The organism is Bordetella pertussis 18323 (genome assembly GCF_000306945.1).
Lineage (GTDB): Bacteria > Pseudomonadota > Gammaproteobacteria > Burkholderiales > Burkholderiaceae_B > Bordetella > Bordetella pertussis.
The window spans coordinates 1,143,516-1,166,791 of the sequence record NC_018518.1 but is presented as its reverse complement, the minus strand read 5'-3'; the positions used below and the strand labels follow the sequence as shown (position 1 = coordinate 1,166,791).

The window sequence follows — 23,276 nt, the reverse complement described above, 5'->3', positions numbered from 1 at the left end:
GGAGCAGAATTCCTTGCGGGCGGGGCCGGTGCGCGCCGCCCTTGCGCTGGCGCGATCCGCTTAGATTTTGCGGCCCAGCGCCTGCAGGACGGAGGCCACCGTGAGAAATGACCCGAACACGATGATTCTATCACCCTCGCCCGCCTTTTCCCGCGCCGCCGCATAGGCCGCGGCGGGGTCGGCGCAGGCCTGCACGGTAGGCGTTTCGGCGGCGCCTTCCGCCTCGGGCAGCACCTGGCGCACATGACCGGCCAGGGCCTGCCCATCCAGCCCGCGCGGGCCCGGCAGGCCGGCGCAGTACCAGTGGTCGACCCGGCTGCCCAGCCTGGCGATGACGCCATCGACGTTCTTGTCGGCCAGCATGCCGAATACGGCGTGCGTATAGGGATGGAACCCCATGTTGTCGAGGTTCTGGGCCAGGACCGCGGCGGCATGGGGATTGTGCGCCACGTCCAGGATGACGGTCGGCTGCCCGGGCAGGATCTGGAAGCGGCCCGGCAGCGACGCCTGCAGCAGCCCCAGCCGCACCGCCTGCTGCGGCACCGGCAGGCGGTCGCGCACGGCTTCGAGCGCGGCCAGCGCGGCGGCCGCGTTGAGCAGCTGGTTGGCGCCGCGCAATGCGGGATAGGCGAGCGCGTTGCGCCGCTGCGCCCGCCCGCCGTAGGCCCATTGCTGGCGGTCCCCGGAATAGTTGTAGTCGCGGCCGAGCAGCCACAGGTCGGCGCCGATCGCCTGCACGTGGTCCAACAGCGATTGCGGCGGCACCGGATCGGCGCATATGGCGGGGCGCCCCGCGCGGTAGATGTGCGCCTTCTCGAAGCCGATTTTCTCGCGCGTATCGCCCAGCCAGTCGGTATGGTCGAGGTCGATGCTGGTGATGATGGAACAGTCGGCGTCGACGATGTTGACGGCGTCCAGCCGGCCGCCCAGGCCGACCTCCAGCCCCACGGCGTCCAGGCGCGATTGCGCGAACAGGCGCAGGATGGCCAGCGTGGTGAACTCGAAATAGGTCAGCGAGACATCGCCGCGCGCGGCCTCGACCGCCTCGAACTGCTGCACCAGCGCCGCGTCGCTGGCGATTTCGCCGTTGATGCGGGCACGTTCGTTGAAATCGATGAGATGGGGCGAGGTGTACAGGCCCACCCGGTAGCCCGCGGCCAGCAGGATGGATTCGAGCATGGCGCAGGTAGACCCCTTGCCGTTGGTGCCGCCCACCACGAAATTGACCCCGTCCAGGCTCAGATCGAGCCGGCCGGCCACCTGCCGCACCCGGTCCAGCCCCAGGTCTATGGCCTTGGCGTGGATGGATTCCAGATACTGCAGCCAGGCAGGCAGGTCTGCGCTGGCGTCGGGGCGGGAGGTGGACATGGCGATGAAGGCAAATCGAAACAGGGCGCAGTTTAGCAGCGTGGCCCTGGTGTTTTCCCCAAGCGCCCGCGGCGCGCGGGGTCTTTCGGCGGAAAAGGCCGCATCCGTCCCCGGGCTGCGGCCCGCGCGCGGGAAGATCCGGCCCCAAAAAGAGCGCCCCGGGTCTAAAGTTCGGCGCAAGCGTGTCGTTATGGTAGCTGAAGGTTCCCTCGAAAACCCATCGCGTCCCTTTCGACGCCCGTTATCGCTTGTTGGAGTGATCATGGCCGTAAGCCCTATCAACGCCGCGGCGCCCGCGCTGGTTTCCGTCGCGCCCGCCCCTGTCCCCGCACAGCCGGCGGCCGCCGTGGCGCCAGCCGCCGCGGCCGCCAACGGCGGCGGCGCCCAATCCGCCACGCAGGACCAGTACGGCGCGCCCAAGCTGCCGATGGACCGGGCGCTGGAGGAAATCAATGCGCAGTTGAAGGCCTGGTCCACGCAGCTGCAGTTCGAGATCGACCCGGACGTGCATCAGGTGGTGGTCTCGATCGTGGACGCCGAAACGGGGGATGTGCTGCGCACCATTCCGTCCGAGGCGGTGATACGCATCGCCAAGATGATCGTCAAGATGCAGGGCAATGCCGTCGAGACCACGGCCTGAGGCAGCATATCGCGCTGCGCGCGTGCACCAGAATGGGGCAAAAGCGGCGTAAGCAAGGAAATAGCCCGACCTTATGCCTTTACCCGGCCAATAGGCGGCGCCAATTTTTGACAGAATCGCATAGCTAGAAGGAGCACCACATGGCCACCATTTCCTCTCTCGGGTCCTCCGGTCTGGAGCTTGAGGGCATCCTGGAAAAGCTGCAGGCAGCCGAAGAGAAGAAACTGACGCTGATCACCGCGCGCCAGGCGAGCTACGAGACGCGCATTTCGGCCTACAGCAAGATCCAGGCCGCGGTCGAGGCCGTCCAGAAGGCCGCCGCCACGCTCGGCAGCATCGACACGCTCAGCGCCGTGAAGGCCGTGGTCTCCGGCGACGGGCTGTCGGTGAAGACCGCGGCCGGCGCCGTGCCGGGTCAATACACCGTCAACATCGACAAGCTGGCCACCGCGCAGAACCTGCAGTCGGGCCAGCTGGACAGCCGCACGGACAAGCACGGCACGGGCGGCTCGATCGAGATCGTCCAGAAGGACGGCACGACCACGACCGTCACGCTGGGCGAGGACACGTCGCTGAACGGCATCGTCAAGGCCATCAACGGCACCGACGGCCTGGACGTGCGCGCCACCGTCATCAGCGACGGCAATGGCAAGCACTACCTGATGCTGAACAACAAGACCGAAGGCACCGAAGCCGCGGTCACCCGGATCACGGTGAGCGGCAACCAGGAAGTCGCGGACATTCTCGACTTCGACGCGGCCAACGCCGGCGCCTCCAATCTGACGGTGCAGCTGGCCGCCCAGAAGGCCGAACTGACCATCAACGGCATCCCCGTGGTCAGCGACACCAATACGGTCGAGACCGCCATCGACGGGCTGACGCTGACCCTGACCAAGCAGAGCGCGGCGCCGCTGACCGTGACCGTCTCCAGCGACCCGAGCGTGGCCGCCACGGCCGTCAACGATTTCGTCAAGGCCTACAACGGCCTGCAGACCACCATCGCGGACCTGACGGCGTTCGACGTCAAGGCGGAAAAACAGAGCGCCCTGACCGGCGACGGCACCACCCGCAACATCCAGTCGGCCATCGCCGCGGCGCTGCGCGTGGCCACCGGCGAGGGCACCCTGCGCACGCTGAGCCAGCTTGGCATCACCACCGATCCCAAGACCGGCTCGCTCAAGACCGATACCGAAAAGCTGGAAGCCGCCCTGCGCGACAACCCGGCCGACGTGGCGCGCATTTTCTCGGGTCCGTTCGGCCTGGGCGAAAAGGTGAAGCTGGCGACCGAGCAGATCCTCGGCGACGAGGGCTCGATCAAGATCCGCCAGGAAGGCCTGGAGGAAACGCTCGAGTCGCTGCAGAACCAGTACGACCGCCAGAAACTGAGCATCGCCGCGACCATCGAGGCCTACCGCAAGCAGTTCGTGCAGCTCGATGTCTTCGTCACGCAGATGAACAACACCAGCAACTACCTGTCCCAACAGTTCGCCGCCCTGTCCGGCACCAAGAAGTAAGCCAGCCATGACGTACGCCGCGCGCCGCCCCACCGGCTCCTACTCTGTCAAGTCATACAGCGATATCGGCCTGGAAACCCAGGTCATGAGCGCCACCCCCGAGCGCCTGATCACCTTGCTGTATGCCGGGGCGCGCGCCGCCATCGCCCAGGCCCGCCTGCATCTCGAGGCAGGCCGCATCGTCGAGCGCGGACAGGCCATCGGCAAGGCCATCCGCATCGTCGACGAGGGATTGAAGCTGGGGCTGAACCAGAATGCCGGCGGCGAAGTGGCGGCCAACCTGGCGCGCCTGTATGACTACATTACCCGTACGCTGCTGACCGCCAACCTGAAGGCCGACAAGGAACAGCTCGACATCGCGGACCGCTTGCTGGCGGATCTGTCCGAAGCATGGCAGGCCTCGGTCGACCACCCTGCGCCTGCCGTTCCGGCCTGAAACCAGGAAGGCACTTTTTGTCCAGCCGCCCCCAGCGCGAGAAATCTATGACGGCGTTAACGCAGCATGCCCCGGTCCTGGAGATTTACCAGGACATTGCCAACCTGACCAGCAGGATGCTGGCGGCGGCCAATGCCAGCAATTGGGACCTGGTCCTGAACCACGGCCAGGAGTATGTCTGCCTGGTGGAGCGGCTGCGCGAGCTGGAACCGGGCGAGCCGCTGGACGAAGCCGCCCGCGGCATGAAGTTCGACCTGCTGGTGCGCATCCTCGAAAACGACGCGGCGGTGCGCGACCTCGCCCTGCCGCAGCTGGCCCGCCTGAGCGACCTGCTGGGACGCATGAAACGCCAGCAGTCGCTGCTGGCCACCTATAGCGGCAAGGCCAACGGCACATGAGTGTCGGCCCGCCCGCCCTGGGCAGCATTCTGGTGCAGCGGCTCGACGCCGTACTGGGCACCACGATGTCGGCGCAATCCAACCTGGTATCCGGCGCACGCCCCGACGCGGTCGCCCAACCCGGCGAGGCCGCCCGCCCCGGCGCATCCCAGACAGCCACGCGCGATCCGCGCCAGGCGGTACAGGCCGGCGGCGAGCGCGGCGCGCGCCAGGGCGCCGCGGGGGTGGACGCCAAGACCGCGGCCGCGCTGGCGCTGGCCGCCCGCGGCCTGCAGACCAGCACCGGCACGACGGCCTCCGCGCCGACCACGCTGGGCCAGACCGCGCGCACCATTCTCGCCCTGCTGGCGCAGTATCCCGGCCAGGCGCCGGCGGTAAGCGTCCGCGCGCCGCTGTGGACGCCGCCGGCCCAGGATGGCGCCAGCCCGCCCGCGAGCGGCCAGCCTGCCGCGGCCGCCCCCAGCGCGCCTGCCCAGGCCAGCGCCGCGGCCGGCGGCGCCGCGAATACGCCCCCCCGCCCGGAAGCGGCGCAGGCCGGCGCGGCGAGCGCCAGGACGCCCGCGCAGACGCCGCCCGCCACGCTCGCCGCCCTGGCGGGCCGGGCCGTGCTGCCGGCCGCGCCGGCGCTGGCCCAGGCATTGCGCCAGACGCTGCAGACCAGCGGCCTGTTCTATGAATCCCACCTGAGCGACCTGGCCTTCGGCAAGCGCAGCGTGCAGCAGTTGCAGGCCGAACCGCAGGCGCGGCTGCCCGCCGCCGGCGCCGAGCCGGCCGCCACGCCACGGGCGCCCGAAAACGCGGCGCCGGCGCGCGCCCTGCCCGCGGCCGAACCCGCGCCGGCCAGCCAGCCCGCCGGGCACGCGCCCGGCGCGCCGGTGCCCGGCATCCACCAGGACGCCACGCTGCTGGTGCGCCAACAGCTGGATGTGCTGGCCAACCAACCAGATGCTGGCGTGGCAGGGACAGGCCTGGCCCGACGCGCCGATGGAATGGGAGGTCGCGCGCGAGCACGGCGATGAGGCGGCCGGCCAGCCCGGCACCCACTGGGCGACCCGCCTGAAACTCAATCTGCCGCGCCTGGGCACGGTCGAGGCGCGCCTGAACCTGGCGGCCAACCAGCTGGTGCTGCACGTCGTGGCCCCGGACAGCGCCGCCGAGATCGGCGCCGCCGCCGACGCCCTGCGCCAGCAATTGTCGGCCGCCGGCCTCACGCTCACCAATCTGTCGGTCGACGCGGTTGCCGCGCCCGGCTTTGCCCTGCCCGAAGCATGAATACGCCCGCCCCGCCCACGCCCGCCACCGCCGACGCCGACCCCAACCGCCCGGTCGCCGTGGCGTTGTCCTATGACGGCGGCGAAGCGGCCCCGCGCGTGGTCGCCAAGGGCTACGGCCAGCTGGCCGACACCATCGTGCGCACCGCCCGCGAACACGGCCTGCATGTGCATGAATCGCGCGAACTGGTCGGCCTGCTGATGCAGGTGGACCTGGATGCCCATATACCGCCGCAACTCTACACGGCGGTGGCCGAGCTGCTGGCCTGGCTGTACCGGCTCGAAGCGCGCGAGCTGCCCGAAGCGCTGGCGCCGCGGGCCTGAGGACGGCGCATGACGGCCCAGGACCAGATCGTCGTTCTGACCCAGTCCGATCAGATACGCAGCACGCTGCAGGAACGGCGCCACCCCGATTGCCAGATCGTGATTTCCGGCATCGACCAGCGCCCCTGGCCGGTGCGCATCCTGGGGCCGGACGCCAAGGACGGGTATTTTTTCTGGCGCCCGCTCGACCAGGCCTGCCCCGACCCCGTCATGCTGGCGCGCATGGCCGACGAGGACGAACCGCCGCTGGCCTTTCACGCCCAGACGGCCGACGGGGCGCGCATCCATTTCTGCGTGGACAGTCCGGTCACGCTGCGCTTTGGCGACGGCAGCATCGCCGTGCTTTCGCTGTTTCCCAGCGCGGTGCGCCACACTTGCGCCCGCCCGCCCCAGGCGCCGGCCTGAGGCGGCGCCGGCGTCACACCGCCATCGAGGAGATTTCCTTGTAGGCGGCGACCAGGCGGTTGCGCACCTGCACCGAGGTCTGGAAGCCCAAACTGGCCTTTTGCAGGTCGATCATCACGTCATTGAGCGAAATGCCGGGCGCGCCCAGCTCGAACGCCTTGGCCTGGTCGCTGGCGGCATTCTGCGCCTGCGACACGCTCCGGATGGAGCGTTGCAGCTCGGCGGCGAAGCCGGACGGCCCAGGCGCCAGTTCGGCCTCGGTGGCGCCGCCGCTTTGCGCGGCGCGCACCACGGCGCGCATTTGCGACAGCATGCTCTCGATGCCGGACAGTCCTGATACAGCCATTGCGATACCTCTGCGGAATAAGCGGATCCTGGGTTGCAAGACTATCGCGCGCAGGGCTTGCGCATAGGGCGCAAAAGGCGCCAAAAAAGCCGCCACTTCCCGGCTTGGACGGCGCCCGGCGGCCGCGTGCCGCGCATGCAGGAACGATACGGATCAAATAGCGCCGAAAAGACGGTTGTTTTCGGGCATTGGGATTGCGCGCGGCCCATCCAGAATCCACGCTCCCACACCCAAAGCACGTTGCATGCGTAACCTGCCCCGAGCATCCATGTCGTACGTTTATCCCCACCGCGCAGCCAGCGGGAGCCGCCGATGAACCAGCAGGCAACCCTGAGCGCGTCGCTGATGGCGAGGTTTCCCGTGCTGGAGAAACTGCGCGCCCTGCCCAAACCTGTCCTGCTTGGGGCGGCGGCGGCGCTGATCGCCGTGGTGGCGGCGGTGGCGATGTGGAGCCGCGAGCCCGATTACAAGGTGCTGTTCTCCAATCTGGACGACCGCGATGGCGGCGCCATCGTCTCGGCGCTGGACCAGATGAACGTGCCCTACCGCTTCAGCGACAACGGCAGCGCGCTGCTGGTGCCCGCCGAGCGGGTCTACGACACGCGCATGCAGCTGGCCAGCCAGGGCCTGCCGCGCGGCGGTTCGGTGGGTTTCGAGCTGCTGGACAACACCCGTTTCGGCGCCAGCCAGTTCGCCGAGCAGATCAACTACCAGCGCGGCCTGGAAGGCGAGCTGGCGCGCTCGATCGAGGCCATGCATACGGTGCAGCACGCCCGCGTGCACCTGGCCATGCCGCGCCAGTCGCTGTTCGTGCGCGACCGCCAGGCCCCGACCGCCTCGGTGCTGCTCAACCTGTACCCGGGCCGCAGCCTGAGCGATGCCCAGGTGTCGGCGGTGGCCTGGCTGGTGGCTTCCAGCGTGCCCGAGCTGACCGCCGAGAATGTCTCCATCGTCGACCAAAACGGCCGGCTCCTGTCGGCGCCGCTGGGCGAAGGCCGCGGCATGGACGCCGACCAGTTGCGCTTCGTGCGTGAAATGGAGCAGCGCACGGTCGAGCGCATCCTGACCATCCTCAACCCGCTGGTCGGCCCCGGCAACGTGCATGCCCAGGCCAGCGCCGAGATCGACTTCGCCCGCCGCGAAGAGACTTCCGAGGTCTATCGGCCCAACCAGGAGCCCGGCCAGGCCGCCGTGCGCAGCCAGCAGACCAGTGATTCGCGCCAGACCGGGCCGAACGCGGCGCAGGGCGTGCCCGGCGCGCTGAGCAACCAGCCGCCGGCCAACGCGCAGGCGCCCATCGTCAATCCGCCCGCCGTCGCCGGCACCCCGCAGCAGCAACAGCAGCAGCGCGCCCAGCAACAGGCCGCCGGCGCCACCACCACCCAGACGCAGCAAGGCGCCGCGGCGCCGAGCAACGACCGCCACGACGCCACCATCAATTACGAAGTCGACCGCACCATCAGCCACGTCAAGCAGCCGGTGGGCATGCTCAAGCGGCTGTCGGTGGCGGTGGTAGTGAACTACCTGCCCAACAAGGAAGGCGAGTCCGAGGCGCTGCCGCCCGAGGAGCTGAACAAGCTGACCAACCTGGTGCGCGAGGCCATGGGCTATTCGGAGGCGCGCGGCGACTCGCTGAACCTGGTCAACAGCCAGTTCAACGATACGCCTGTCGCCGTGCCGCTGTGGCGCGACCCGGAACTGATCGCCATGATCAAGACGGCGCTGGGCTGGCTGTTCGGCCTGATCCTGGCCTTCTGGCTGTACCGCAAGATCCGCCCGGTGGTCACCGACTACTTCTACCCGCAGGTCGACCCCGAAGTGGCCGCCGCGCAACGCCAGGAAGCCGAGCGCGAAGCGCAGGCCGCCGCGCGCACCCGCGAAGTCAACCGCTACGAAGACAACCTGCAGCTCGCCCGCGACATGGCGGGCAAGGATCCGCGCGCTGTCGCCATGGTCCTGCGTTCGTGGATGAGCAAAGATGAAAAATGACGGAAAGCCGCTGGACGGCATGACGCGCAGCGCGGTCCTGATGATGTCGCTGGGCGAGGACGCCGCCGCCGAGGTCTTCAAGTACCTGAGCGCGCGCGAAGTCCAGCAGGTGGGCGCGGCGATGGCCAGCCTCAAGCAGGTCACGCGCGGCGACGTGGCGGTGGTGCTGGAGGAATTCCGCCAGGAGGCCGACCAGTTCATGGCCGTGACGCTGGGCTCGGACGACTACATCCGCACGGTGCTGACCAAGGCGCTGGGCAGCGACCGGGCCGCCGGCCTGATCGAGGACATCCTGGAGGCCGGCGAAGGCGGCAGCGGCATCGACGCGCTGAACTGGCTGGACCCGCATACCGTGGCCGAGCTGATCGGCGACGAGCATCCGCAGATCATCGCCACCATCCTGGTGCACCTGGAGCGCGACCGCGCCGCCAGCGTGCTGGCCATGCTCAGCGAGCGCATGCGCAACGACGTGATGCTGCGCATCGCCACCTTCGGCGGCGTGCAGCCGGCCGCCCTCTCGGAGCTGACCGACGTGCTGAACTCGGTGCTGGCCGGCCAGGGCGCCAAGCGCAGCAAGATGGGCGGCGTGCGCACCGCCGCCGAGATCCTGAACATGATGAACTCGTCGCAGGAAGAGGCCGTGGTCGAAAGCCTGCGCGAGCGCGACTCCGACCTGGCCCAGAAGATCATCGACGAGATGTTCGTCTTCGACAACCTGCTCGACGTCGAGGACCGCGCCATCCAGCTCATCCTCAAGGAAATCGACAACGATACCCTCATGGTCGCCCTCAAGGGCGCCGGCGACGAACTGCGCAACAAGTTCCTGCGCAACATGTCCAGCCGCGCGGCCGAGATGCTGCGCGAAGACCTGGAGGCGCAAGGGCCGATCCGCATGTCCAAGGTGGAAGGCGAGCAGAAGAAGATCCTGCAGATTGCCCGCCGCCTGGCCGAAAGCGGCCAGATCGTGCTGGGCACGCAAGGGGACGACGCCTATGTCTGAGGCCCTCGCGCGCGAGCCGGCCGCCCTGCCGCGCAGCGCCGCCTGGCGCCGCTGGCAGATGCTGTCGTTCGACGAGCCGGCCGAGGCCGAGACGCCCGAACCCGCGGCGCTCGAACCCGAGCCCGAGCCCGCGCCGGACCCCGAGGAGCTGCTGCGCGAATGGCGCGCCACCGCCGAGCGGGCCGGTCATGCCGCCGGCCACCAGGCCGGCCAGGAGCAGGGCCAGCGCGAGGGTTACGCGGCCGGCCATGCGCAGGGACTGGCGGCAGGCCGCGCCGAAGGCCATGCCGAGGGGCTGGCGCAAGGCCGCGAAGACGCCCGCCAGCAGGCCGAACGCCTGCACGCGCTGGCGCAGGCCTGCGCCGCCTCGGTCGCGCGCCTGGAAGACAACATGGGCCAGAGCCTGCTGACGCTGGCCCTGGATATCGCCGGGCAGGTGCTGCGCACCACCCTGGCGGAGCACCCCGAGGCGATGGTGGCGGCGGTGCGCGAAGTCCTGCAGATCAATCCGGCCACCGGCGCGGCCATGCGCCTGTGGGTCCATCCCGACGACCTGGAACTGGTGCGCACGCATCTGGCCGACGAACTGAACGAAGCCAACTGGCGGCTGCAGGCCGACGAATCGATCACGCGCGGCGGTTGCCGCACCGAGACCGCCTACGGCGATGTCGACGCCACCCTGCAGACGCGCTGGCGCCGCGTGGCGGCCTCGCTGGGCCGCAGCGCCGCCTGGGAGGAAACCGCGTGAACCCGCCCGCCCTGCCGCTGCTGGCCGATACGGCCGCCGTGCCGGTGGCCGACCGCTGGCAGACCCAACTGCAGATCGGTTCGATCCGCGCCGCCTCGACCGAGCCGTGGCTGGTCAGCGGCCGCATCACGCGCGCTGCCGGACTGGTGCTGCACACCACCGGCCTGCGCCTGCCGGTGGGCGCCGCCTGCCGCATCGAGCTGGCGCGCGGCCATGACCACTGGGCCGACGCCGAGGTGGTGGGGTTCGACGGCCACACGCTTTACCTGATGCCGCAAAGCGACATCTCGGGCCTGCCGCCCGGCGCCCGCGTGGTGCCGGCCGAGCCCGCCGTGCAGCGGCCCGTGCCGCTGCCGCGCAAGGCCGAACTCAACGGCAACGCCAAGCCGCAGGTGGGCCGCCACCTGCCGGTGGGCAACGCCATGCTGGGCCGCGTCGTCGACGGCGCGGGCCGGCCGCTCGACGGCCTGGGTCCGCTGGCCGGCGCCGAACAGGCGCCCCTGACCGCCCTGCCCATCAACCCCTTGTCGCGCGCGCCCATCGACAGCGTGCTCGACGTGGGCGTGCGCGCCATCAACGGCCTGCTGACCGTCGGCCGGGGTCAGCGCATGGGCCTGTTCGCCGGGTCGGGGGTGGGCAAGAGCGTGCTGCTGGGCATGATGGCGCGCTACACCCGCGCCGACATCATCGTGGTGGGCCTGATCGGCGAACGGGGCCGCGAAGTCAAGGAATTCATCGAGCACAACCTCGGCCCCGAAGGCCTGGCCCGCTCGGTGGTGGTCGCCGCGCCGGCCGACGTCTCGCCGCTGCTGCGCCTGCAGGGCGCGTCCTATGCCACGCGCCTGGCCGAACATTTCCGCGACCAGGGCCTGGACGTGCTGCTCATCATGGACTCGCTCACGCGCTTTGCCATGGCGCAACGCGAAATCGCCCTGGCGATTGGCGAACCGCCGGCCACCAAGGGCTACCCGCCCTCGGTGTTCGCCAAGCTGCCGGCGCTGGTCGAACGCACCGGCATGGGCGCGCCGGGCCCCAACGGCAAGGCCAGTTCGATCACCGCCTTCTATACGGTGCTGGCCGAAGGCGACGACCAGCAGGATCCGATCGCCGATTCGGCGCGCGCCATCCTGGACGGGCACGTCGTGCTGTCGCGCCACCTGGCCGAGGCCGGCCACTACCCGGCCATCGATATCGAAGCCTCGATCTCGCGCGCCATGACCTCGCTGATCACGACCGAGCAATTCCAGCAGGTGCGCCGCTTCAAGCAAATCCTGTCGCGCTACCAGCGCAACCGCGACCTGATCTCGGTCGGCGCATACGTGGCCGGCGCCGATCCGCAGCTCGACGACGCGATTGCGCGCTATCCGCGCCTGGAAGCGTACCTGCAGCAGAACATCGGCGACAGCGTGGACTATGGCACGGCCATCGATCAACTGCAGCGCAGCCTGGAAACGAGGGAGGCCTATGCCTAGCCAATTGCCACTGGACATGCTGATCGGCCTGGCCAAGGACAGCACCGACGAGGCCGCCCGCGAACTGGGCCGCCTGAGCGCCGAGCGCAACAACGCCGAGCAGCAGCTCAACATGCTGCAGGACTATCGCCAGGACTATCTGCAACGCATGCAGACCGCCATGCAGTCGGGCATGTCGGCCGCCGACTGCCATAACTACCAGCGCTTCATCGCCACGCTGGACGATGCCATCGGCCAGCAACGCCATGTCCTGCACCGGGCCGAGGCGCACCTGAACGACGGGCGCCTCAACTGGCAGCAGCAAAAGCGCAAGCTGAATTCGTTCGACACCCTGGCGCAGCGCGAATCGCGCACCCAGGCCCTGCTCGAGGCGCGGCGCGAGCAACGCGTCAACGATGAATACTCCGCCCGACTGGTACGCCGCCAGGCGGGTTTCTGATATCCATGAGCCGTAACAGGACAGCCGCTATGACGACCGCTACCCTGCCCATTCCCGCCCTGACGCCTGCGCCGGGTCCGGCCGCGCAAGGCGGCCCGGCCGCCGCCGGCAAGGGTCCCAGCTTCTCGCAAGTGCTGGCCCGCCAGCAAGGCGGCAAACCCGGCGAAGCCGGCACGCCTGCCGCGCCCGGCGGCCAGGCCGGCGCGCCGGCCCAAGGCCCCGCGACCCAGAACCCGGCCGGCGCCGGCAAACCCGGCAATCCCGGCGACACCGCGGCCTTGCCGGTGGACGGCCAGCAGGAGCCCGCTGCCGAGACGGCCGCCGACGCCGCCACGCTGGCCGCGCTGGCGGCGCAGGCCGCGCCGGCTCCCGCGCTGCCGCTGCAGGCCCTGGAGATCGCCGCCGAAGCCGCCGCCGTCAACGCCCAGGTTGCGGCCGCCACCCAGGCGGCAGGCGCCGCCGCCCGGCAACCCGCCCACGCGGCGCTGCTGGCCGGCCAGCCTGCCACGCCCGCCGCGCCGGCCGCCGCCGGCGCCACCCCCGCCGATACCGCGCCGGCCATGCCGCCAGCCCTGCCGCAAGCCGCGCAACCGGCCGTTGCAGGCCAGGTCGCCGTGGCCGCCAGCGCGCCCAACGCGCCGGCCGCCGAAACCGCCGCAACGCCGCCCGCCGCGCCCAGCCTGCCGCACCCGCTGCCGTCGACCGGCGGCACGCCGGAAGACGGCGGCGAGGCGGCCGAGCCCCCTGCCACCGCGCCGGCCCAGCCGCAACCGCTGGCCGCGGCCGAACACGGCGCGGCCCTGCACGCGGCGGCCCAGGCGCACATTGCGGCGCGCCAGGCCGTCGGCAACCCGGCCCCCGCAAGCCTGCCCGCCGCCGCGCAGCCGCTGGGGCTGGAGGTCGCCTCGCCGGTGGGATCCAGCCAATGGGGCCAGGAGCTGGGCCGCCAGCTCGTCACCATCAGCCACGATGCGCGCCAGGGCCACCATACGGCCGAACTGCGCCTGGATCCGCCCGATCTGGGCCCCCTGCGGGTCAGCATCAACCTGCACGAAGGCGTGGCCAGCGCCGCGTTCGTCTCCGTCCACGCGGCGGTGCGCCAGGCGGTCGAGGCCGCCTTGCCGCAACTGCAGCAGGCGCTGGCGCAGGCCGGCATCTCGCTGGGCCAGACCAGTGTCGGCGACCAGTCCGCGCAGCAGGGCTTTGCCGAGCAGCAAGGCCGCGGCGCCGGCGCGTCGGGCGGCAGCGCCGCGGGCGCCGACAGCGAGACGGTCATCGTGGCCGCCACGCCGGCGCGCAACGCCGATGCCTTGGTCGACACCTTCGCATGAGGGCCGCGCGCAGCGCAGCAATAGCTTGAGATACCCGGCTTTCGCCCTGTTTTTCGCCTGCCAGCGCGGGCGTGAATTGCGGCAGAATGCCTTAATTCCATCAAAGTCCGTTTCATAGCGGCACTACGCATCGACATCGAGATGGCAACGACCAAAACTTCCACCATGCCGCCGCGCACGACCCTTCCCCTGCGCCCGGGCGGCGCCGGCCGGCTGCTTCGCCCGCTGCTCATGCTGCTGGTCCTGGCCCTGGTGGTCGCCGCCAGCGTGGCCGGCACGTGGTACTTCATGAAGCGCATGCAGCCGCCGGTGGCCGTGCCCGTGCAACTGGGCGTGGGCCAGCCGCAAGCGACGCCCATGCAGTTCGTCGCGCCGCCGGCGACGCCGCCGGTGGTGCCCGCGCCGATCTTCATCCCGCTGGAAGCGTTCACCGTCACGCTGCAGAACGCCGACAGCGAGCGCATCCTGCACGTCGGGATCACGCTGCGCGTCAGCGACGAGCAGACGCGCCAGCGCATCGAGAAGTACATGCCCGAGGTGCGCAGCCGCATCCTGATGGTGCTGTCCTCGCAATCGCCGCAGGCGGTCCAGACGCTGCAGGGCAAGACCGAGATGGCGCACGCCATCACCGAGGCAGTGAAACGCCCGTTCTCGCCGCTGCCTGACGGCCAGTACGTGACCGACGCGCTGTTCACGGCATTCGTGGTGCAATAAGCATGGCCTACGAGGCTTTTCTTTCGCAGGACGAAGTCGACGCGCTGCTGGCCGGAGTCACCGGCGAAAGCGACGAGAAGCAGCCGGCCGGCGACGAGGCCGGCGCCCCGCGCGCCTACGACCTCAGCTCGCCCGAACGCGTGGTGCGCCGGCGCATGCAGACGCTGGAGCTCATCAACGAGCGTTTCGCGCGCCACATGCGCAACGTGCTGCTGAACTTTATGCGCCGCAACGCCGACATCACCGTCGGCGCCATCAAGATCCTGAAGTACGCCGATTTCGAGCGCAACCTGCCGGTGCCCAGCAATCTGAACATGATTCAGATGAAGCCGCTGCGCGGCACCGCCCTGTTCACCTACGACCCGAACCTGGTGTTCCTGGTGATCGACAGCCTGTTCGGCGGCGACGGCCGCTATCACACCCGCGTGGAAGGCCGCGACTTCACCACGACCGAGCAGCGCATCATCCGCCGCCTGCTCAACCTGACGCTGGAGAGCTACGGCAAATCCTGGGACCCGGTCTACCCGATCGAGTTCGAGTACGTGCGCTCGGAAATGCACACCAAGTTCGCCAGCATCACCGGCAACAACGAAGTGGTGGTGGTGTCGCCCTTTCACATCGAATTCGGTGCGACCGGCGGCGACCTGAATATCTGCCTGCCCTACTCGATGATCGAACCGGTGCGCGACCTGCTGACGCGCCCGCTGCAGGACACCGCGCTCGAGGAAGTCGACCAGCGCTGGGCGCAGCAGCTGCAGCGCCAGGTGCGCAGCGCCGACATCGACCTGGTGGCGGAATTCGGCCACATCCCTTCGAGCATCGGCGAGCTGATGCGCATGAAGACCGGCGACGTGCTGCCGATCGCCGTGCCCGAGACCGTTACCGCCCACGTCGACGGCGTGCCGCTCATGGAGTGCGGCTATGGCGTCTTCAACGGCCGATACGCGCTGCGCGTGCAAAACCTGATCAATTACGACGATACCGATTCCAACGAGGCCCCCGACCATGACTGATACGAACGAGCGGCCCGACCAGACCGGCGCCGGCGCGCCCGCCCCGGCGGCGGACGACTGGGCCGATGCGCTCGCCGAACAGAACCGCGCCGCCGCACCCACCCAGGCCGACGGCCTCAAGCCGCAGGACGACTGGGCCGACGCCCTGGCCGAGCAGAACGCCGCGCCGGCCGCCGCCGCGCAGTCCGTCTTCAAGCCGCTGGCCACCAAGGAGACCGGCCAGGGCACCGACATCGACCTGATCATGGACGTGCCGGTGCAGATGACGGTGGAGCTGGGCCGCACGCGCCTGACCATCAAGAACCTGCTGCAACTGGGCCAGGGCTCGGTCGTGGAACTGGACGGCCTGGCCGGCGAACCGATGGACATCTTCGTCAACGGCTACCTGATCGCCCAGGGCGAAGTGGTCGTGGTGGACGACAAGTACGGAATCCGCCTGACGGACATCATCACGCCGTCCGAGCGCATCAACCGCTTGAACAGTCGCCGCTAAAAGCCGCTTCATGACCGAATCCGCCGTCCTGCGCGTTGTCATCGGCCTGGCGCTGGTGATCGCCGCCATCCTGGTTTCGGCCTGGCTGGCGCGGCGCTCGGGCCTGATCCAGCGCCACGGCGGCGCCTTGCTGCGCCAGGTCGGCGGCATGAGCCTGGGTCCGCGCCAACGCGTGGTGGTGCTCGAAATCGAAGGCACCTGGCTGGTGCTGGGCGTCACGCCCAACCAGTTGACCACCCTACACACCCTGCCGGCCGGCCAGCTGCCCGACCCTTCGCCGGCCGCGGCCGGCACCTTTGCCGCCAAACTGGGCCAGGCGCTGCAGCGCGGCCATCGAGTAGACAGGCCCTAGGCTTGCCCGTCATGAGCATCAGCTTCCGTTTTTCCGACACGCGCCCGCGCGCGCCCTGGTGGCCCGCCATGGCTGCCGTCGCCGTGGCCGCCGCCGCGCTGTGGCCGAGCGGCGCGCTGGCGCAGGCCACCCTGCCGGCCCTGACCGCCACGCCCGGGCCGAATGGCTCGGAGACCTACTCGCTCAGCATGCAGACCCTGCTGCTGATGACCTCGCTGTCGTTCCTGCCCGCGGCGCTGCTGATGATGACCGGCTTCACGCGCATCATCATCGTGCTGGGGCTGCTGCGCAGCGCCATGGGCACCGCGATGTCGCCGCCCAACCACGTGCTGATCGGGCTGGCGCTGTTCCTGACTTTCTACACCATGTCGCCGGTGTTCGACAAAATCTACACCGACGCCTACCAGCCGCTGGCCGCGGGCAGCATTCCGTTCGAAACCGCGGTCGAGCGCGCCGGCGCGCCCCTGCACAACTTCATGCTGCACCAGACCCGCGAGAACGACCTCACCCTGTTCGCCAACCTGGCCAACCTGCCGGCCATGGAAGACCCGTCCCAGGTGCCGATGCGCATCCTGATCCCGGCCTTCATCACCAGCGAACTGAAGACGGCGTTCCAGATCGGCTTTACCATCTTCATTCCCTTTCTCATCATCGACCTGGTGGTCGCCAGCGTCCTGATGGCGCTGGGCATGATGATGGTGCCGCCGGTCACGGTGGCGCTGCCGTTCAAGCTGATGCTGTTCGTGCTGGCCGACGGCTGGCACCTGCTGCTCGGCTCGCTGGCCCAGAGCTTCTACCAATAGCGCGAGGGAGGCCGCCATGACCGCCGAAACCGTGATGTCGATGACCTACCAGGCGCTCAAGGTCGCCCTGGCGCTGGCCGGACCGCTGCTGCTGGTCACGCTCATCGTCGGCCTGGTCATCAGCATCTTCCAGGCCGCCACGCAGATCAACGAGATGACGCTGTCGTTCATCCCCAAGCTGCTGGCCATGTGCGGCACCCTGGTGCTGCTGGGCCCTTGGCTGCTGGGCCTGCTGACCGACTACATCCGCCAGCTGATCGGCCAGATCCCGATGCTGGTGTCCTGAACGCGCCTGGCCGCGCCGCGCCATGATTGCGTTCACCATGGAACAGCTCAACGGCTGGCTGGCCCAGTTCCTGTGGCCGTTCGTGCGCATCCTGGCCCTGGTCGGCGCCGCGCCGCTGTTTTCCGAGTCCACCATACCCACGCGCGTGAAGATCGGCCTGGCCTTCATGCTGACGATCGCCGTGGCGCCGGCGATCGGCCCCATGCCTGCCGTCCCGCCCAGTTCGTACGCCGGGCTGTTCCTGCTGAGCCAGCAGGTACTCATCGGCATCGCGCTGGGACTGTCCATGCGGGTGGTGTTCGCTGCGGTGCAGACCGCGGGCGAATTCGTCGGCCTGCAGATGGGCCTGTCGTTCGCGTCGTTCTTCGACCCCGCCACCGGCGCCAACACCGCGGTGCTCTCGCGGCTGTTCAATATCGTCGCGATGCTGGTCTTCCTGGCGCTGGACGGCCACCTGCTGGTGCTCGGCGCGCTGGTGCGCAGCTTCGATACGCTGCCGGTCGCGGTCGGCGTGCTGGACCGCAACGGCTGGGGCATCCTGGCCGAATGGGGCACGACCATCTTCGTCTCCGGCCTGCTGCTGGCGCTGCCGCTGATCTGCGCCCTGCTGACCATCAACCTGGCCATGGGCATCCTCAACCGCGCCGCGCCGCAGCTGTCGGTGTTCGCCATCGGCTTTCCCGTCAGCCTCATCGTCGGCCTCGTGCTGCTGGCCATCGTGCTGCCGCATTCCGGCCCCTTCCTCGAGCGCCTGTTCGAACAGGGCCTGAACACCATGAACAACGTCGCCAACGGCCTGGCGGGCAAATAACCCCTTCGGGTGCCTGTCCCCGCAGGGGGACTGGCACCCGGCGAGTCCCTGCAGTGCCTGTCCCCCCAGGGACAGGCACCCGGCGACACCTGTCTGCCCCGGCAGGGGGCACCCGCCGACTCCCTGCGGTGCCTGTCCCCGCGGGGACAGATACCGTCTTGGCAGTCAACCGTTCATGGCGTAATTGGGCTGGTAGGGGATGCGGTTTTTGAGGACCCCGAAGCACAGATGCACCAGTTTTCTCATGGCCGCGCCCAGCGCGGCCTTTTTGCTTTTTCCTGCTTTGAGCAGGCGCTGGTAAAGGGCGCGGATGTGGGGGTTGTGGCGGGTCCCAACCAGGGCCGCCATGTATAACGTGGCGCGCACCTGGGAGGGGCCGGCTTTGGACAGGCGTGCGCAGCTGTTCAGACTGCTGCCGGATTGGCGCTGCACAGGGACCACCCCGAGATAGGCGGCCAGGCTCTGGGCGGAGTCGATATGCCGATTGTGCATGACGGCCAGGATGGCGTTGCCGGCCTGAGGCCCGATGGCGGGGATGGAGTTCAGCAGCTCGCAGTCTTGCTTGAGGTCGGGGTGGTTGTCGATGTGCTGATCGATCGCCCGCTCGATTTGTTTGATCTGTTCGCGCAAGAACGCGATGGCCTTGTCGATGGAACCATCGACCAAGGGCGCCGAGGGGCTGAACTGGCTCTTCTCTTTGCGATTGAGCTCACGCAACAGATCCTTGCTCAGCGCCTCGCGTCGCGTCAACAAGGCGCGCAGTTGACGCGCATGCAAGGGCGCCGGGTGCCACAGCGCCGGGCTCAGCGTCTGTCCATAGCGAGCCAGCACGTAGCTGTCGAGCGCATCATTTTTGGAGCGCAGCGCCAAGGCCTTGGCAAAGTCCCGGGCCTGGGCGGGATTGACCAAAGAGACCCGGACCTGGGGCAGCGCCGTGGCCGCTTGCTCGTGATACAGACCCGTAGGCTCCAGGATGGCGTGCAACTGCGCCGGCTGTGCGCCGTGTTTGGCGCACCACGCCAGCAGGGCTTGTACGCCCGCGGCGGTGTTGACCACCACCTTGGTCTTATGCTTGTCAGCCTCAGCCGTCAGCAACGTGCAATCCAGCTTGGCCTTTGATACATCAATACCTATGAAAACATGGACTTGGCCTCCTGCAGATAACAAACTGCTGTCAGCCACTGCGCCCACTTGCCTTGTACATACAGGGTCCTCGCCCTACGATACCGTCCAGTGTCTCGCCGGCCCAGCAGTGCGCTGCCGAGCCGCTATCTGTCCCACAAAGTCCTCGCTTTGGGCACCAACTCGCGGTCATCGGCGCGCGGTGGTGATAGCTAATCACCACCGGAGGAAAGATACAAGGCACCCGGCAGCGTGCGGCGGATGCGGGCGCATGGGCGCCTGCCGCTACGATAGGCGGATGTGATGCCGAGGCAGGACGCCACAGCGTGTGTCTGTCCCCGCAGGGGGACTGACACACGCTGCAGGCGGTTCGTCAGAAGCTGGGGATGTCTGCAGGTGCCAGCCCCCTGCGGGGACAGGCACCCGGCGACGTGCGGCGGAGGCGGGCGCATGGGCGGCTGCTTGCCGTCACGGTTGGCGGGTGCGATGCCGAGGCAGGATTCCACAGCGTGTGTCTGTCCCCGCAGGGGGACTGACACACGCTGCAGGCGGTTCGTCAGAAGATGGGGATGTCTGCAGGTGCCTGTCCCCCTGCGGGGACAGGCACCCGGGCCGCAGGTATCCTTCCCCCCGCAGGGACAGGCCCCCCGGCCGCGGCTGTCGTGCCCGTTGCGGGGCCAGCCGCCTGGGCGTACCCCCAAAAACAAAACCCCGCGAGCCGTGAGGCTGCGGGGTTTTGAGCAATAAAAGCCTGACGATGACCTACTTTCACAGATGTACATCCACTATCATCGGCGCGAAGGCGTTTCACTGTCCTGTTCGGGATGGGAAGGAGTGGGACCACCTTGCTATGGTCGTCAGGCGTAACCGGCTAAGCGGTTGACGCAGGGTCAACGGCTTGAATTTGGAAGAAGCACAGCGTGCGCCTGGCAGTCGGTTGGGACTGGCAGCGACGCGGGTTGCGTGTGTATGTTGTGTTGGTATGAACGGCGCTGGCGCTTACTGTCCAGCGGTAATAATTAAGACTTGAGAGTTATAGGATCAAGCCTCACGGGCAATTAGTATCGGTTAGCTTAACGCATTACTGCGCTTCCACACCCGACCTATCAACGTCCTGGTCTCGAACGACCCTTCAGGGGGATCTAGTCCCCGGGATACCTAATCTTCAGACGAGTTTCCCGCTTAGATGCCTTCAGCGGTTATCTCTTCCGTACTTAGCTACCCGGCAATGCCATTGGCATGACAACCGGTACACCAGAGGTACGTCCACTCCGGTCCTCTCGTACTAGGAGCAGGCTCCGTCAAGTATCCAACGCCCACGGCAGATAGGGACCAAACTGTCTCACGACGTTTTAAACCCAGCTCACGTACCTCTTTAAATGGCGAACAGCCATACCCTTGGGACCGGCTACAGCCCCAGGATGAGATGAGCCGACATCGAGGTGCCAAACACCGCCGTCGATATGAACTCTTGGGCGGTATCAGCCTGTTATCCCCAGAGTACCTTTTATCCGTTGAGCGATGGCCCTTCCATTCAGAACCACCGGATCACTATGTCCTGCTTTCGCACCTGTTCGACTTGTCAGTCTCACAGTCAAGCACGCTTATGCCATTGCACTATCAGCACGATTTCCGACCGTACCTAGCGTACCTTCGAACTCCTCCGTTACGCTTTGGGAGGAGACCGCCCCAGTCAAACTGCCTACCATGCACTGTCCCCGATCCGGATAACGGACCAAGGTTAGAACCGCAAACAAACCAGGGTGGTATTTCAAGGATGGCTCCCTCGAATCTGGCGACTCGAGTTCTGCGCCTCCCACCTATCCTACACAGGCCGGTTCACAGTCCAATGCAAAGCTACAGTAAAGGTTCATGGGGTCTTTCCGTCTAGCCGCGGGTAGATTGCATCATCACAAACACTTCAACTTCGCTGAGTCTCAGGAGGAGACAGTGTGGCCATCGTTACGCCATTCGTGCAGGTCGGAACTTACCCGACAAGGAATTTCGCTACCTTAGGACCGTTATAGTTACGGCCGCCGTTTACCGGGGCTTCGATCAAGAGCTTGCACCCCATCACTTAACCTTCCGGCACCGGGCAGGCGTCACACCCTATACGTCGACTTTCGTCTTTGCAGAGTGCTGTGTTTTTAATAAACAGTCGCAGCCACCGATTCTCTGCGACCCCTTCATGCTCAGCGCGCAGGCGCTTCACACTACCAGGGTATACCTTCTCCCGAAGTTACGGTATCAATTTGCCGAGTTCCTTCTCCTGAGTTCTCTCAAGCGCCTTGGAATATTCATCCCGTCCACCTGTGTCGGTTTGCGGTACGGTCTCGTACAGCTGAAGCTTAGAGGCTTTTCTTGGAACCACTTCCAATCACTTCGCGAGACTTGCTCGCTCGTGCCACACCCTTGATTCTCGCGCCCGGATTTGCCTAAGCGCCATCTTCAATGCAGCAACAGGGACGTCCAACACCCTGATGACCTTCCGCGATCCGTCCCCCCATCGCACTGTACGACGGTGCTGGAATATTAACCAGCTTCCCATCAGCTACGCATCTCTGCCTCGCCTTAGGGGCCGACTCACCCTGCGCCGATGAACGTTGCGCAGGAAACCTTGGACTTACGGCGAGGGGGCTTTTCACCCCCTTTATCGCTACTCATGTCAGCATTCGCACTTCTGATACCTCCAGCAGCCTTTACAAGCCACCTTCGCAGGCTTACAGAACGCTCTCCTACCGCGCGCACTAAAAGTGCACACCCGCAGCTTCGGTTTATCGCTTAGCCCCGTTACATCTTCCGCGCAGGACGACTCGATCAGTGAGCTATTACGCTTTCTTTAAAGGGTGGCTGCTTCTAAGCCAACCTCCTGACTGTCTATGCCTTCCCACTTCGTTTCCCACTTAGCGATAATTCGGGACCTTAGCTGGCGGTCTGGGTTGTTTCCCTCTTGAGTCCGGACGTTAGCACCCGGTGCTCTGTCTCCCAAGCTGTACTTGCAGGTATTCGGAGTTTGCCATGGTTTGGTAAGTCGCCATGACCCCCTAGCCATAACAGTGCTCTACCCCCTGCAGTAATACTTGAGGCACTACCTAAATAGTTTTCGGAGAGAACCAGCTATTTCCAGATTTGTTTAGCCTTTCACCCCTATCCACAGCTCATCCCCTAGTTTTTCAACACTAGTGGGTTCGGTCCTCCAGCACGTGTTACCGTGCCTTCAACCTGGCCATGGGTAGATCATCTGGTTTCGGGTCTACACCCAGCGACTGGACGCCCTATTCGGACTCGCTTTCGCTACGCCTTCCCTATTCGGTTAAGCTCGCCACTGAATGTAAGTCGCTGACCCATTATACAAAAGGTACGCCGTCACCCCATAAAGAGGCTCCGACTGTTTGTATGCATACGGTTTCAGGATCTATTTCACTCCCCTTCCGGGGTTCTTTTCGCCTTTCCCTCACGGTACTGGTTCACTATCGGTCGATCACGAGTATTTAGCCTTGGAGGATGGTCCCCCCATCTTCAGACAGGATTTCACGTGTCCCGCCCTACTTCTCTTACGCCTAGTTCCACACTCTGCATTTCGTCTACAGGGCTATCACCTGCTACGGCCGGACTTTCCATTCCGTTCGACTATGCAAAATGCTAAATCGTAAAGGCTCTTCCGATTTCGCTCGCCACTACTTTCGGAATCTCGGTTGATTTCTTTTCCTCGAGCTACTGAGATGTTTCAGTTCACCCGGTTCGCCTCCACTGGCCTATGTATTCAGCCAGGGATACCGCTTGCGCGGTGGGTTTCCCCATTCGGATATCTGCGGATCAATGCTTGTTTGCCAGCTCCCCGCAGCTTTTCGCAGGCTACTACGTCCTTCATCGCCTGTGATCGCCAAGGCATCCACCATATGCACTTAGTCGCTTGATCCTATAACACTAAAGTCTTATAGGTGCTGTTCATTCGCGCTTGTGCCGTTCATAAGTTCAAAGCATCTGACCAAACGCTTGCG

Annotated in this window: 24 protein-coding genes and 2 rRNA genes; 21 read left to right on the top strand and 5 right to left on the bottom strand. The window is 66.9% G+C overall.

The window, feature by feature from the left end; genetic code table 11:
- Nucleotides 1-60: 60 nt before the first annotated feature.
- Nucleotides 61-1,368, bottom strand: a complete 1,308-nt coding sequence (gene folC, locus BN118_RS05525) for a bifunctional tetrahydrofolate synthase/dihydrofolate synthase (RefSeq protein WP_010930346.1) — start codon at nucleotides 1,366-1,368, stop codon at nucleotides 61-63.
- A 262-nt stretch (nucleotides 1,369-1,630) separates the two neighbouring features.
- On the opposite strand from folC, the gene BN118_RS05520 reads away from it, so the two are divergent.
- The 8 genes from BN118_RS05520 (at nucleotide 1,631) to BN118_RS05485 (ending at nucleotide 6,356) form a co-directional block, all read left to right on the top strand.
- On the top strand, nucleotides 1,631-2,008 hold the full coding sequence (locus BN118_RS05520) for a flagellar protein FlaG (protein WP_003817216.1): 378 nt from the start codon (nucleotides 1,631-1,633) through the stop codon (nucleotides 2,006-2,008).
- A 140-nt stretch (nucleotides 2,009-2,148) separates the two neighbouring features.
- A complete protein-coding gene (fliD, locus tag BN118_RS05515; RefSeq protein ID WP_003817213.1) occupies nucleotides 2,149-3,522 on the top strand; it encodes a flagellar filament capping protein FliD in 1,374 nt (457 codons plus the stop codon).
- A 7-nt stretch (nucleotides 3,523-3,529) separates the two neighbouring features.
- Nucleotides 3,530-3,958, top strand: coding sequence for a flagellar export chaperone FliS (fliS, locus tag BN118_RS05510; protein WP_010930344.1), 429 nt, complete (start codon nucleotides 3,530-3,532; stop codon nucleotides 3,956-3,958).
- Nucleotides 3,959-4,005: 47 nt separating this feature from the next.
- Nucleotides 4,006-4,356: a flagellar protein FliT gene (locus BN118_RS05505; RefSeq protein ID WP_010930343.1), complete on the top strand. Its 351-nt coding sequence runs from the start codon at nucleotides 4,006-4,008 to the stop codon at nucleotides 4,354-4,356.
- A complete protein-coding gene (locus BN118_RS19400; RefSeq protein ID WP_023994685.1) occupies nucleotides 4,353-5,375 on the top strand; it encodes a hypothetical protein in 1,023 nt (340 codons plus the stop codon). The genes BN118_RS05505 and BN118_RS19400 overlap by 4 nt, the downstream gene beginning before the upstream one ends.
- Nucleotides 5,341-5,628, top strand: coding sequence for a flagellar hook-length control protein FliK (fliK, locus tag BN118_RS21335; RefSeq protein ID WP_023852957.1), 288 nt, complete (start codon nucleotides 5,341-5,343; stop codon nucleotides 5,626-5,628). The genes BN118_RS19400 and fliK overlap by 35 nt, the downstream gene beginning before the upstream one ends.
- The gene (locus BN118_RS05490; protein WP_010930342.1) at nucleotides 5,625-5,951 is read left to right on the top strand and encodes an EscU/YscU/HrcU family type III secretion system export apparatus switch protein; all 327 of its coding nucleotides are present in this window, start codon (nucleotides 5,625-5,627) and stop codon (nucleotides 5,949-5,951) included. Before fliK ends, BN118_RS05490 begins: the two co-directional genes overlap by 4 nt.
- 9 nt (nucleotides 5,952-5,960) lie before the next feature.
- Nucleotides 5,961-6,356: a hypothetical protein gene (locus tag BN118_RS05485; RefSeq protein WP_010930341.1), complete on the top strand. Its 396-nt coding sequence runs from the start codon at nucleotides 5,961-5,963 to the stop codon at nucleotides 6,354-6,356.
- Nucleotides 6,357-6,369: 13 nt separating this feature from the next.
- Here the strand turns inward: BN118_RS05485 and fliE are convergent, their stop codons facing one another.
- The gene (fliE, locus tag BN118_RS05480) at nucleotides 6,370-6,702 is read right to left on the bottom strand and encodes a flagellar hook-basal body complex protein FliE (protein WP_010930340.1); all 333 of its coding nucleotides are present in this window, start codon (nucleotides 6,700-6,702) and stop codon (nucleotides 6,370-6,372) included.
- Nucleotides 6,703-7,014: 312 nt separating this feature from the next.
- Between fliE and fliF the strand changes: the two genes are divergently transcribed.
- The 13 genes from fliF to fliR all read left to right on the top strand — a co-directional run bounded on the left by fliF (nucleotide 7,015) and on the right by fliR (nucleotide 18,153).
- Nucleotides 7,015-8,691: a flagellar basal-body MS-ring/collar protein FliF gene (gene fliF, locus BN118_RS05475; protein ID WP_010930339.1), complete on the top strand. Its 1,677-nt coding sequence runs from the start codon at nucleotides 7,015-7,017 to the stop codon at nucleotides 8,689-8,691.
- The gene (gene fliG / locus BN118_RS05470; protein WP_003817203.1) at nucleotides 8,681-9,691 is read left to right on the top strand and encodes a flagellar motor switch protein FliG; all 1,011 of its coding nucleotides are present in this window, start codon (nucleotides 8,681-8,683) and stop codon (nucleotides 9,689-9,691) included. Before fliF ends, fliG begins: the two co-directional genes overlap by 11 nt.
- Complete coding sequence (fliH, locus tag BN118_RS05465; protein WP_014905600.1) at nucleotides 9,684-10,439, top strand: flagellar assembly protein FliH; 756 nt, start codon at nucleotides 9,684-9,686, stop codon at nucleotides 10,437-10,439. The genes fliG and fliH overlap by 8 nt, the downstream gene beginning before the upstream one ends.
- Nucleotides 10,436-11,911: a flagellar protein export ATPase FliI gene (gene fliI / locus BN118_RS05460; protein ID WP_041166145.1), complete on the top strand. Its 1,476-nt coding sequence runs from the start codon at nucleotides 10,436-10,438 to the stop codon at nucleotides 11,909-11,911. The genes fliH and fliI overlap by 4 nt, the downstream gene beginning before the upstream one ends.
- The gene (fliJ, locus tag BN118_RS05455; protein ID WP_003811846.1) at nucleotides 11,904-12,350 is read left to right on the top strand and encodes a flagellar export protein FliJ; all 447 of its coding nucleotides are present in this window, start codon (nucleotides 11,904-11,906) and stop codon (nucleotides 12,348-12,350) included. Before fliI ends, fliJ begins: the two co-directional genes overlap by 8 nt.
- Nucleotides 12,351-12,355: 5 nt before the next feature.
- Nucleotides 12,356-13,681 carry a flagellar hook-length control protein FliK gene (locus tag BN118_RS05450; protein WP_041166144.1) on the top strand — a complete coding sequence of 442 codons (1,326 nt, stop codon included), beginning with the start codon at nucleotides 12,356-12,358 and terminating at the stop codon, nucleotides 13,679-13,681.
- Between the two features lie 141 nt (nucleotides 13,682-13,822).
- On the top strand, nucleotides 13,823-14,395 hold the full coding sequence (gene fliL, locus BN118_RS05445) for a flagellar basal body-associated protein FliL (protein WP_003811850.1): 573 nt from the start codon (nucleotides 13,823-13,825) through the stop codon (nucleotides 14,393-14,395).
- 2 nt (nucleotides 14,396-14,397) lie between these two features.
- Nucleotides 14,398-15,408, top strand: coding sequence for a flagellar motor switch protein FliM (gene fliM / locus BN118_RS05440; RefSeq protein ID WP_003811852.1), 1,011 nt, complete (start codon nucleotides 14,398-14,400; stop codon nucleotides 15,406-15,408).
- Nucleotides 15,401-15,901, top strand: a complete 501-nt coding sequence (gene fliN / locus BN118_RS05435; RefSeq protein ID WP_010930335.1) for a flagellar motor switch protein FliN — start codon at nucleotides 15,401-15,403, stop codon at nucleotides 15,899-15,901. The genes fliM and fliN overlap by 8 nt, the downstream gene beginning before the upstream one ends.
- A 10-nt stretch (nucleotides 15,902-15,911) precedes the next feature.
- Nucleotides 15,912-16,253: a flagellar biosynthetic protein FliO gene (gene fliO, locus BN118_RS05430; RefSeq protein WP_003811855.1), complete on the top strand. Its 342-nt coding sequence runs from the start codon at nucleotides 15,912-15,914 to the stop codon at nucleotides 16,251-16,253.
- Nucleotides 16,254-16,264: 11 nt separating this feature from the next.
- Nucleotides 16,265-17,056: a flagellar type III secretion system pore protein FliP gene (gene fliP, locus BN118_RS05425; protein ID WP_015041547.1), complete on the top strand. Its 792-nt coding sequence runs from the start codon at nucleotides 16,265-16,267 to the stop codon at nucleotides 17,054-17,056.
- Between the two features lie 16 nt (nucleotides 17,057-17,072).
- Nucleotides 17,073-17,342, top strand: coding sequence for a flagellar biosynthesis protein FliQ (gene fliQ, locus BN118_RS05420; RefSeq protein WP_003811859.1), 270 nt, complete (start codon nucleotides 17,073-17,075; stop codon nucleotides 17,340-17,342).
- A 22-nt stretch (nucleotides 17,343-17,364) separates the two neighbouring features.
- Nucleotides 17,365-18,153 carry a flagellar biosynthetic protein FliR gene (gene fliR / locus BN118_RS05415; protein WP_010930333.1) on the top strand — a complete coding sequence of 263 codons (789 nt, stop codon included), beginning with the start codon at nucleotides 17,365-17,367 and terminating at the stop codon, nucleotides 18,151-18,153.
- A gap of 165 nt (nucleotides 18,154-18,318) precedes the next feature.
- On the opposite strand, the gene BN118_RS05410 is transcribed toward fliR, so the two are convergent.
- The 3 genes from BN118_RS05410 to BN118_RS05400 form a co-directional block, all read right to left on the bottom strand.
- Nucleotides 18,319-19,335: an IS110-like element IS1663 family transposase gene (locus tag BN118_RS05410; RefSeq protein ID WP_014905421.1), complete on the bottom strand. Its 1,017-nt coding sequence runs from the start codon at nucleotides 19,333-19,335 to the stop codon at nucleotides 18,319-18,321.
- A 689-nt stretch (nucleotides 19,336-20,024) separates the two neighbouring features.
- A 5S ribosomal RNA gene (gene rrf, locus BN118_RS05405) occupies nucleotides 20,025-20,137 on the bottom strand.
- Nucleotides 20,138-20,312: 175 nt separating this feature from the next.
- Nucleotides 20,313-23,194: ribosomal RNA gene (locus BN118_RS05400) — 23S ribosomal RNA — on the bottom strand.
- Nucleotides 23,195-23,276 lie beyond the last annotated feature (82 nt).

What these genes read in the sequence shown, in the direction of transcription:
- fliJ (WP_003811846.1), top strand. Translation starts at nt 11,904, where the DNA reads ATGCCTAGCCAATTGCCACTGGACATGCTGATCGGCCTGGCCAAGGAC.
- fliD (WP_003817213.1), top strand. Translation starts at nt 2,149, where the DNA reads ATGGCCACCATTTCCTCTCTCGGGTCCTCCGGTCTGGAGCTTGAGGGC.
- fliE (WP_010930340.1), bottom strand. Translation starts at nt 6,702, where the DNA reads ATGGCTGTATCAGGACTGTCCGGCATCGAGAGCATGCTGTCGCAAATG.
- fliM (WP_003811852.1), top strand. Translation starts at nt 14,398, where the DNA reads ATGGCCTACGAGGCTTTTCTTTCGCAGGACGAAGTCGACGCGCTGCTG.
- fliO (WP_003811855.1), top strand. Translation starts at nt 15,912, where the DNA reads ATGACCGAATCCGCCGTCCTGCGCGTTGTCATCGGCCTGGCGCTGGTG.
- fliQ (WP_003811859.1), top strand. Translation starts at nt 17,073, where the DNA reads ATGACCGCCGAAACCGTGATGTCGATGACCTACCAGGCGCTCAAGGTC.
- BN118_RS05490 (WP_010930342.1), top strand. Translation starts at nt 5,625, where the DNA reads ATGAATACGCCCGCCCCGCCCACGCCCGCCACCGCCGACGCCGACCCC.
- BN118_RS05505 (WP_010930343.1), top strand. Translation starts at nt 4,006, where the DNA reads ATGACGGCGTTAACGCAGCATGCCCCGGTCCTGGAGATTTACCAGGAC.
- fliF (WP_010930339.1), top strand. Translation starts at nt 7,015, where the DNA reads ATGAACCAGCAGGCAACCCTGAGCGCGTCGCTGATGGCGAGGTTTCCC.
- fliL (WP_003811850.1), top strand. Translation starts at nt 13,823, where the DNA reads ATGGCAACGACCAAAACTTCCACCATGCCGCCGCGCACGACCCTTCCC.
- BN118_RS19400 (WP_023994685.1), top strand. Translation starts at nt 4,353, where the DNA reads ATGAGTGTCGGCCCGCCCGCCCTGGGCAGCATTCTGGTGCAGCGGCTC.
- fliH (WP_014905600.1), top strand. Translation starts at nt 9,684, where the DNA reads ATGTCTGAGGCCCTCGCGCGCGAGCCGGCCGCCCTGCCGCGCAGCGCC.
- fliS (WP_010930344.1), top strand. Translation starts at nt 3,530, where the DNA reads ATGACGTACGCCGCGCGCCGCCCCACCGGCTCCTACTCTGTCAAGTCA.
- fliK (WP_023852957.1), top strand. Translation starts at nt 5,341, where the DNA reads ATGGAATGGGAGGTCGCGCGCGAGCACGGCGATGAGGCGGCCGGCCAG.
- folC (WP_010930346.1), bottom strand. Translation starts at nt 1,368, where the DNA reads ATGTCCACCTCCCGCCCCGACGCCAGCGCAGACCTGCCTGCCTGGCTG.
- fliR (WP_010930333.1), top strand. Translation starts at nt 17,365, where the DNA reads ATGATTGCGTTCACCATGGAACAGCTCAACGGCTGGCTGGCCCAGTTC.
- fliG (WP_003817203.1), top strand. Translation starts at nt 8,681, where the DNA reads ATGAAAAATGACGGAAAGCCGCTGGACGGCATGACGCGCAGCGCGGTC.
- BN118_RS05520 (WP_003817216.1), top strand. Translation starts at nt 1,631, where the DNA reads ATGGCCGTAAGCCCTATCAACGCCGCGGCGCCCGCGCTGGTTTCCGTC.
- BN118_RS05450 (WP_041166144.1), top strand. Translation starts at nt 12,356, where the DNA reads ATGAGCCGTAACAGGACAGCCGCTATGACGACCGCTACCCTGCCCATT.
- fliN (WP_010930335.1), top strand. Translation starts at nt 15,401, where the DNA reads ATGACTGATACGAACGAGCGGCCCGACCAGACCGGCGCCGGCGCGCCC.
- fliP (WP_015041547.1), top strand. Translation starts at nt 16,265, where the DNA reads ATGAGCATCAGCTTCCGTTTTTCCGACACGCGCCCGCGCGCGCCCTGG.
- BN118_RS05485 (WP_010930341.1), top strand. Translation starts at nt 5,961, where the DNA reads ATGACGGCCCAGGACCAGATCGTCGTTCTGACCCAGTCCGATCAGATA.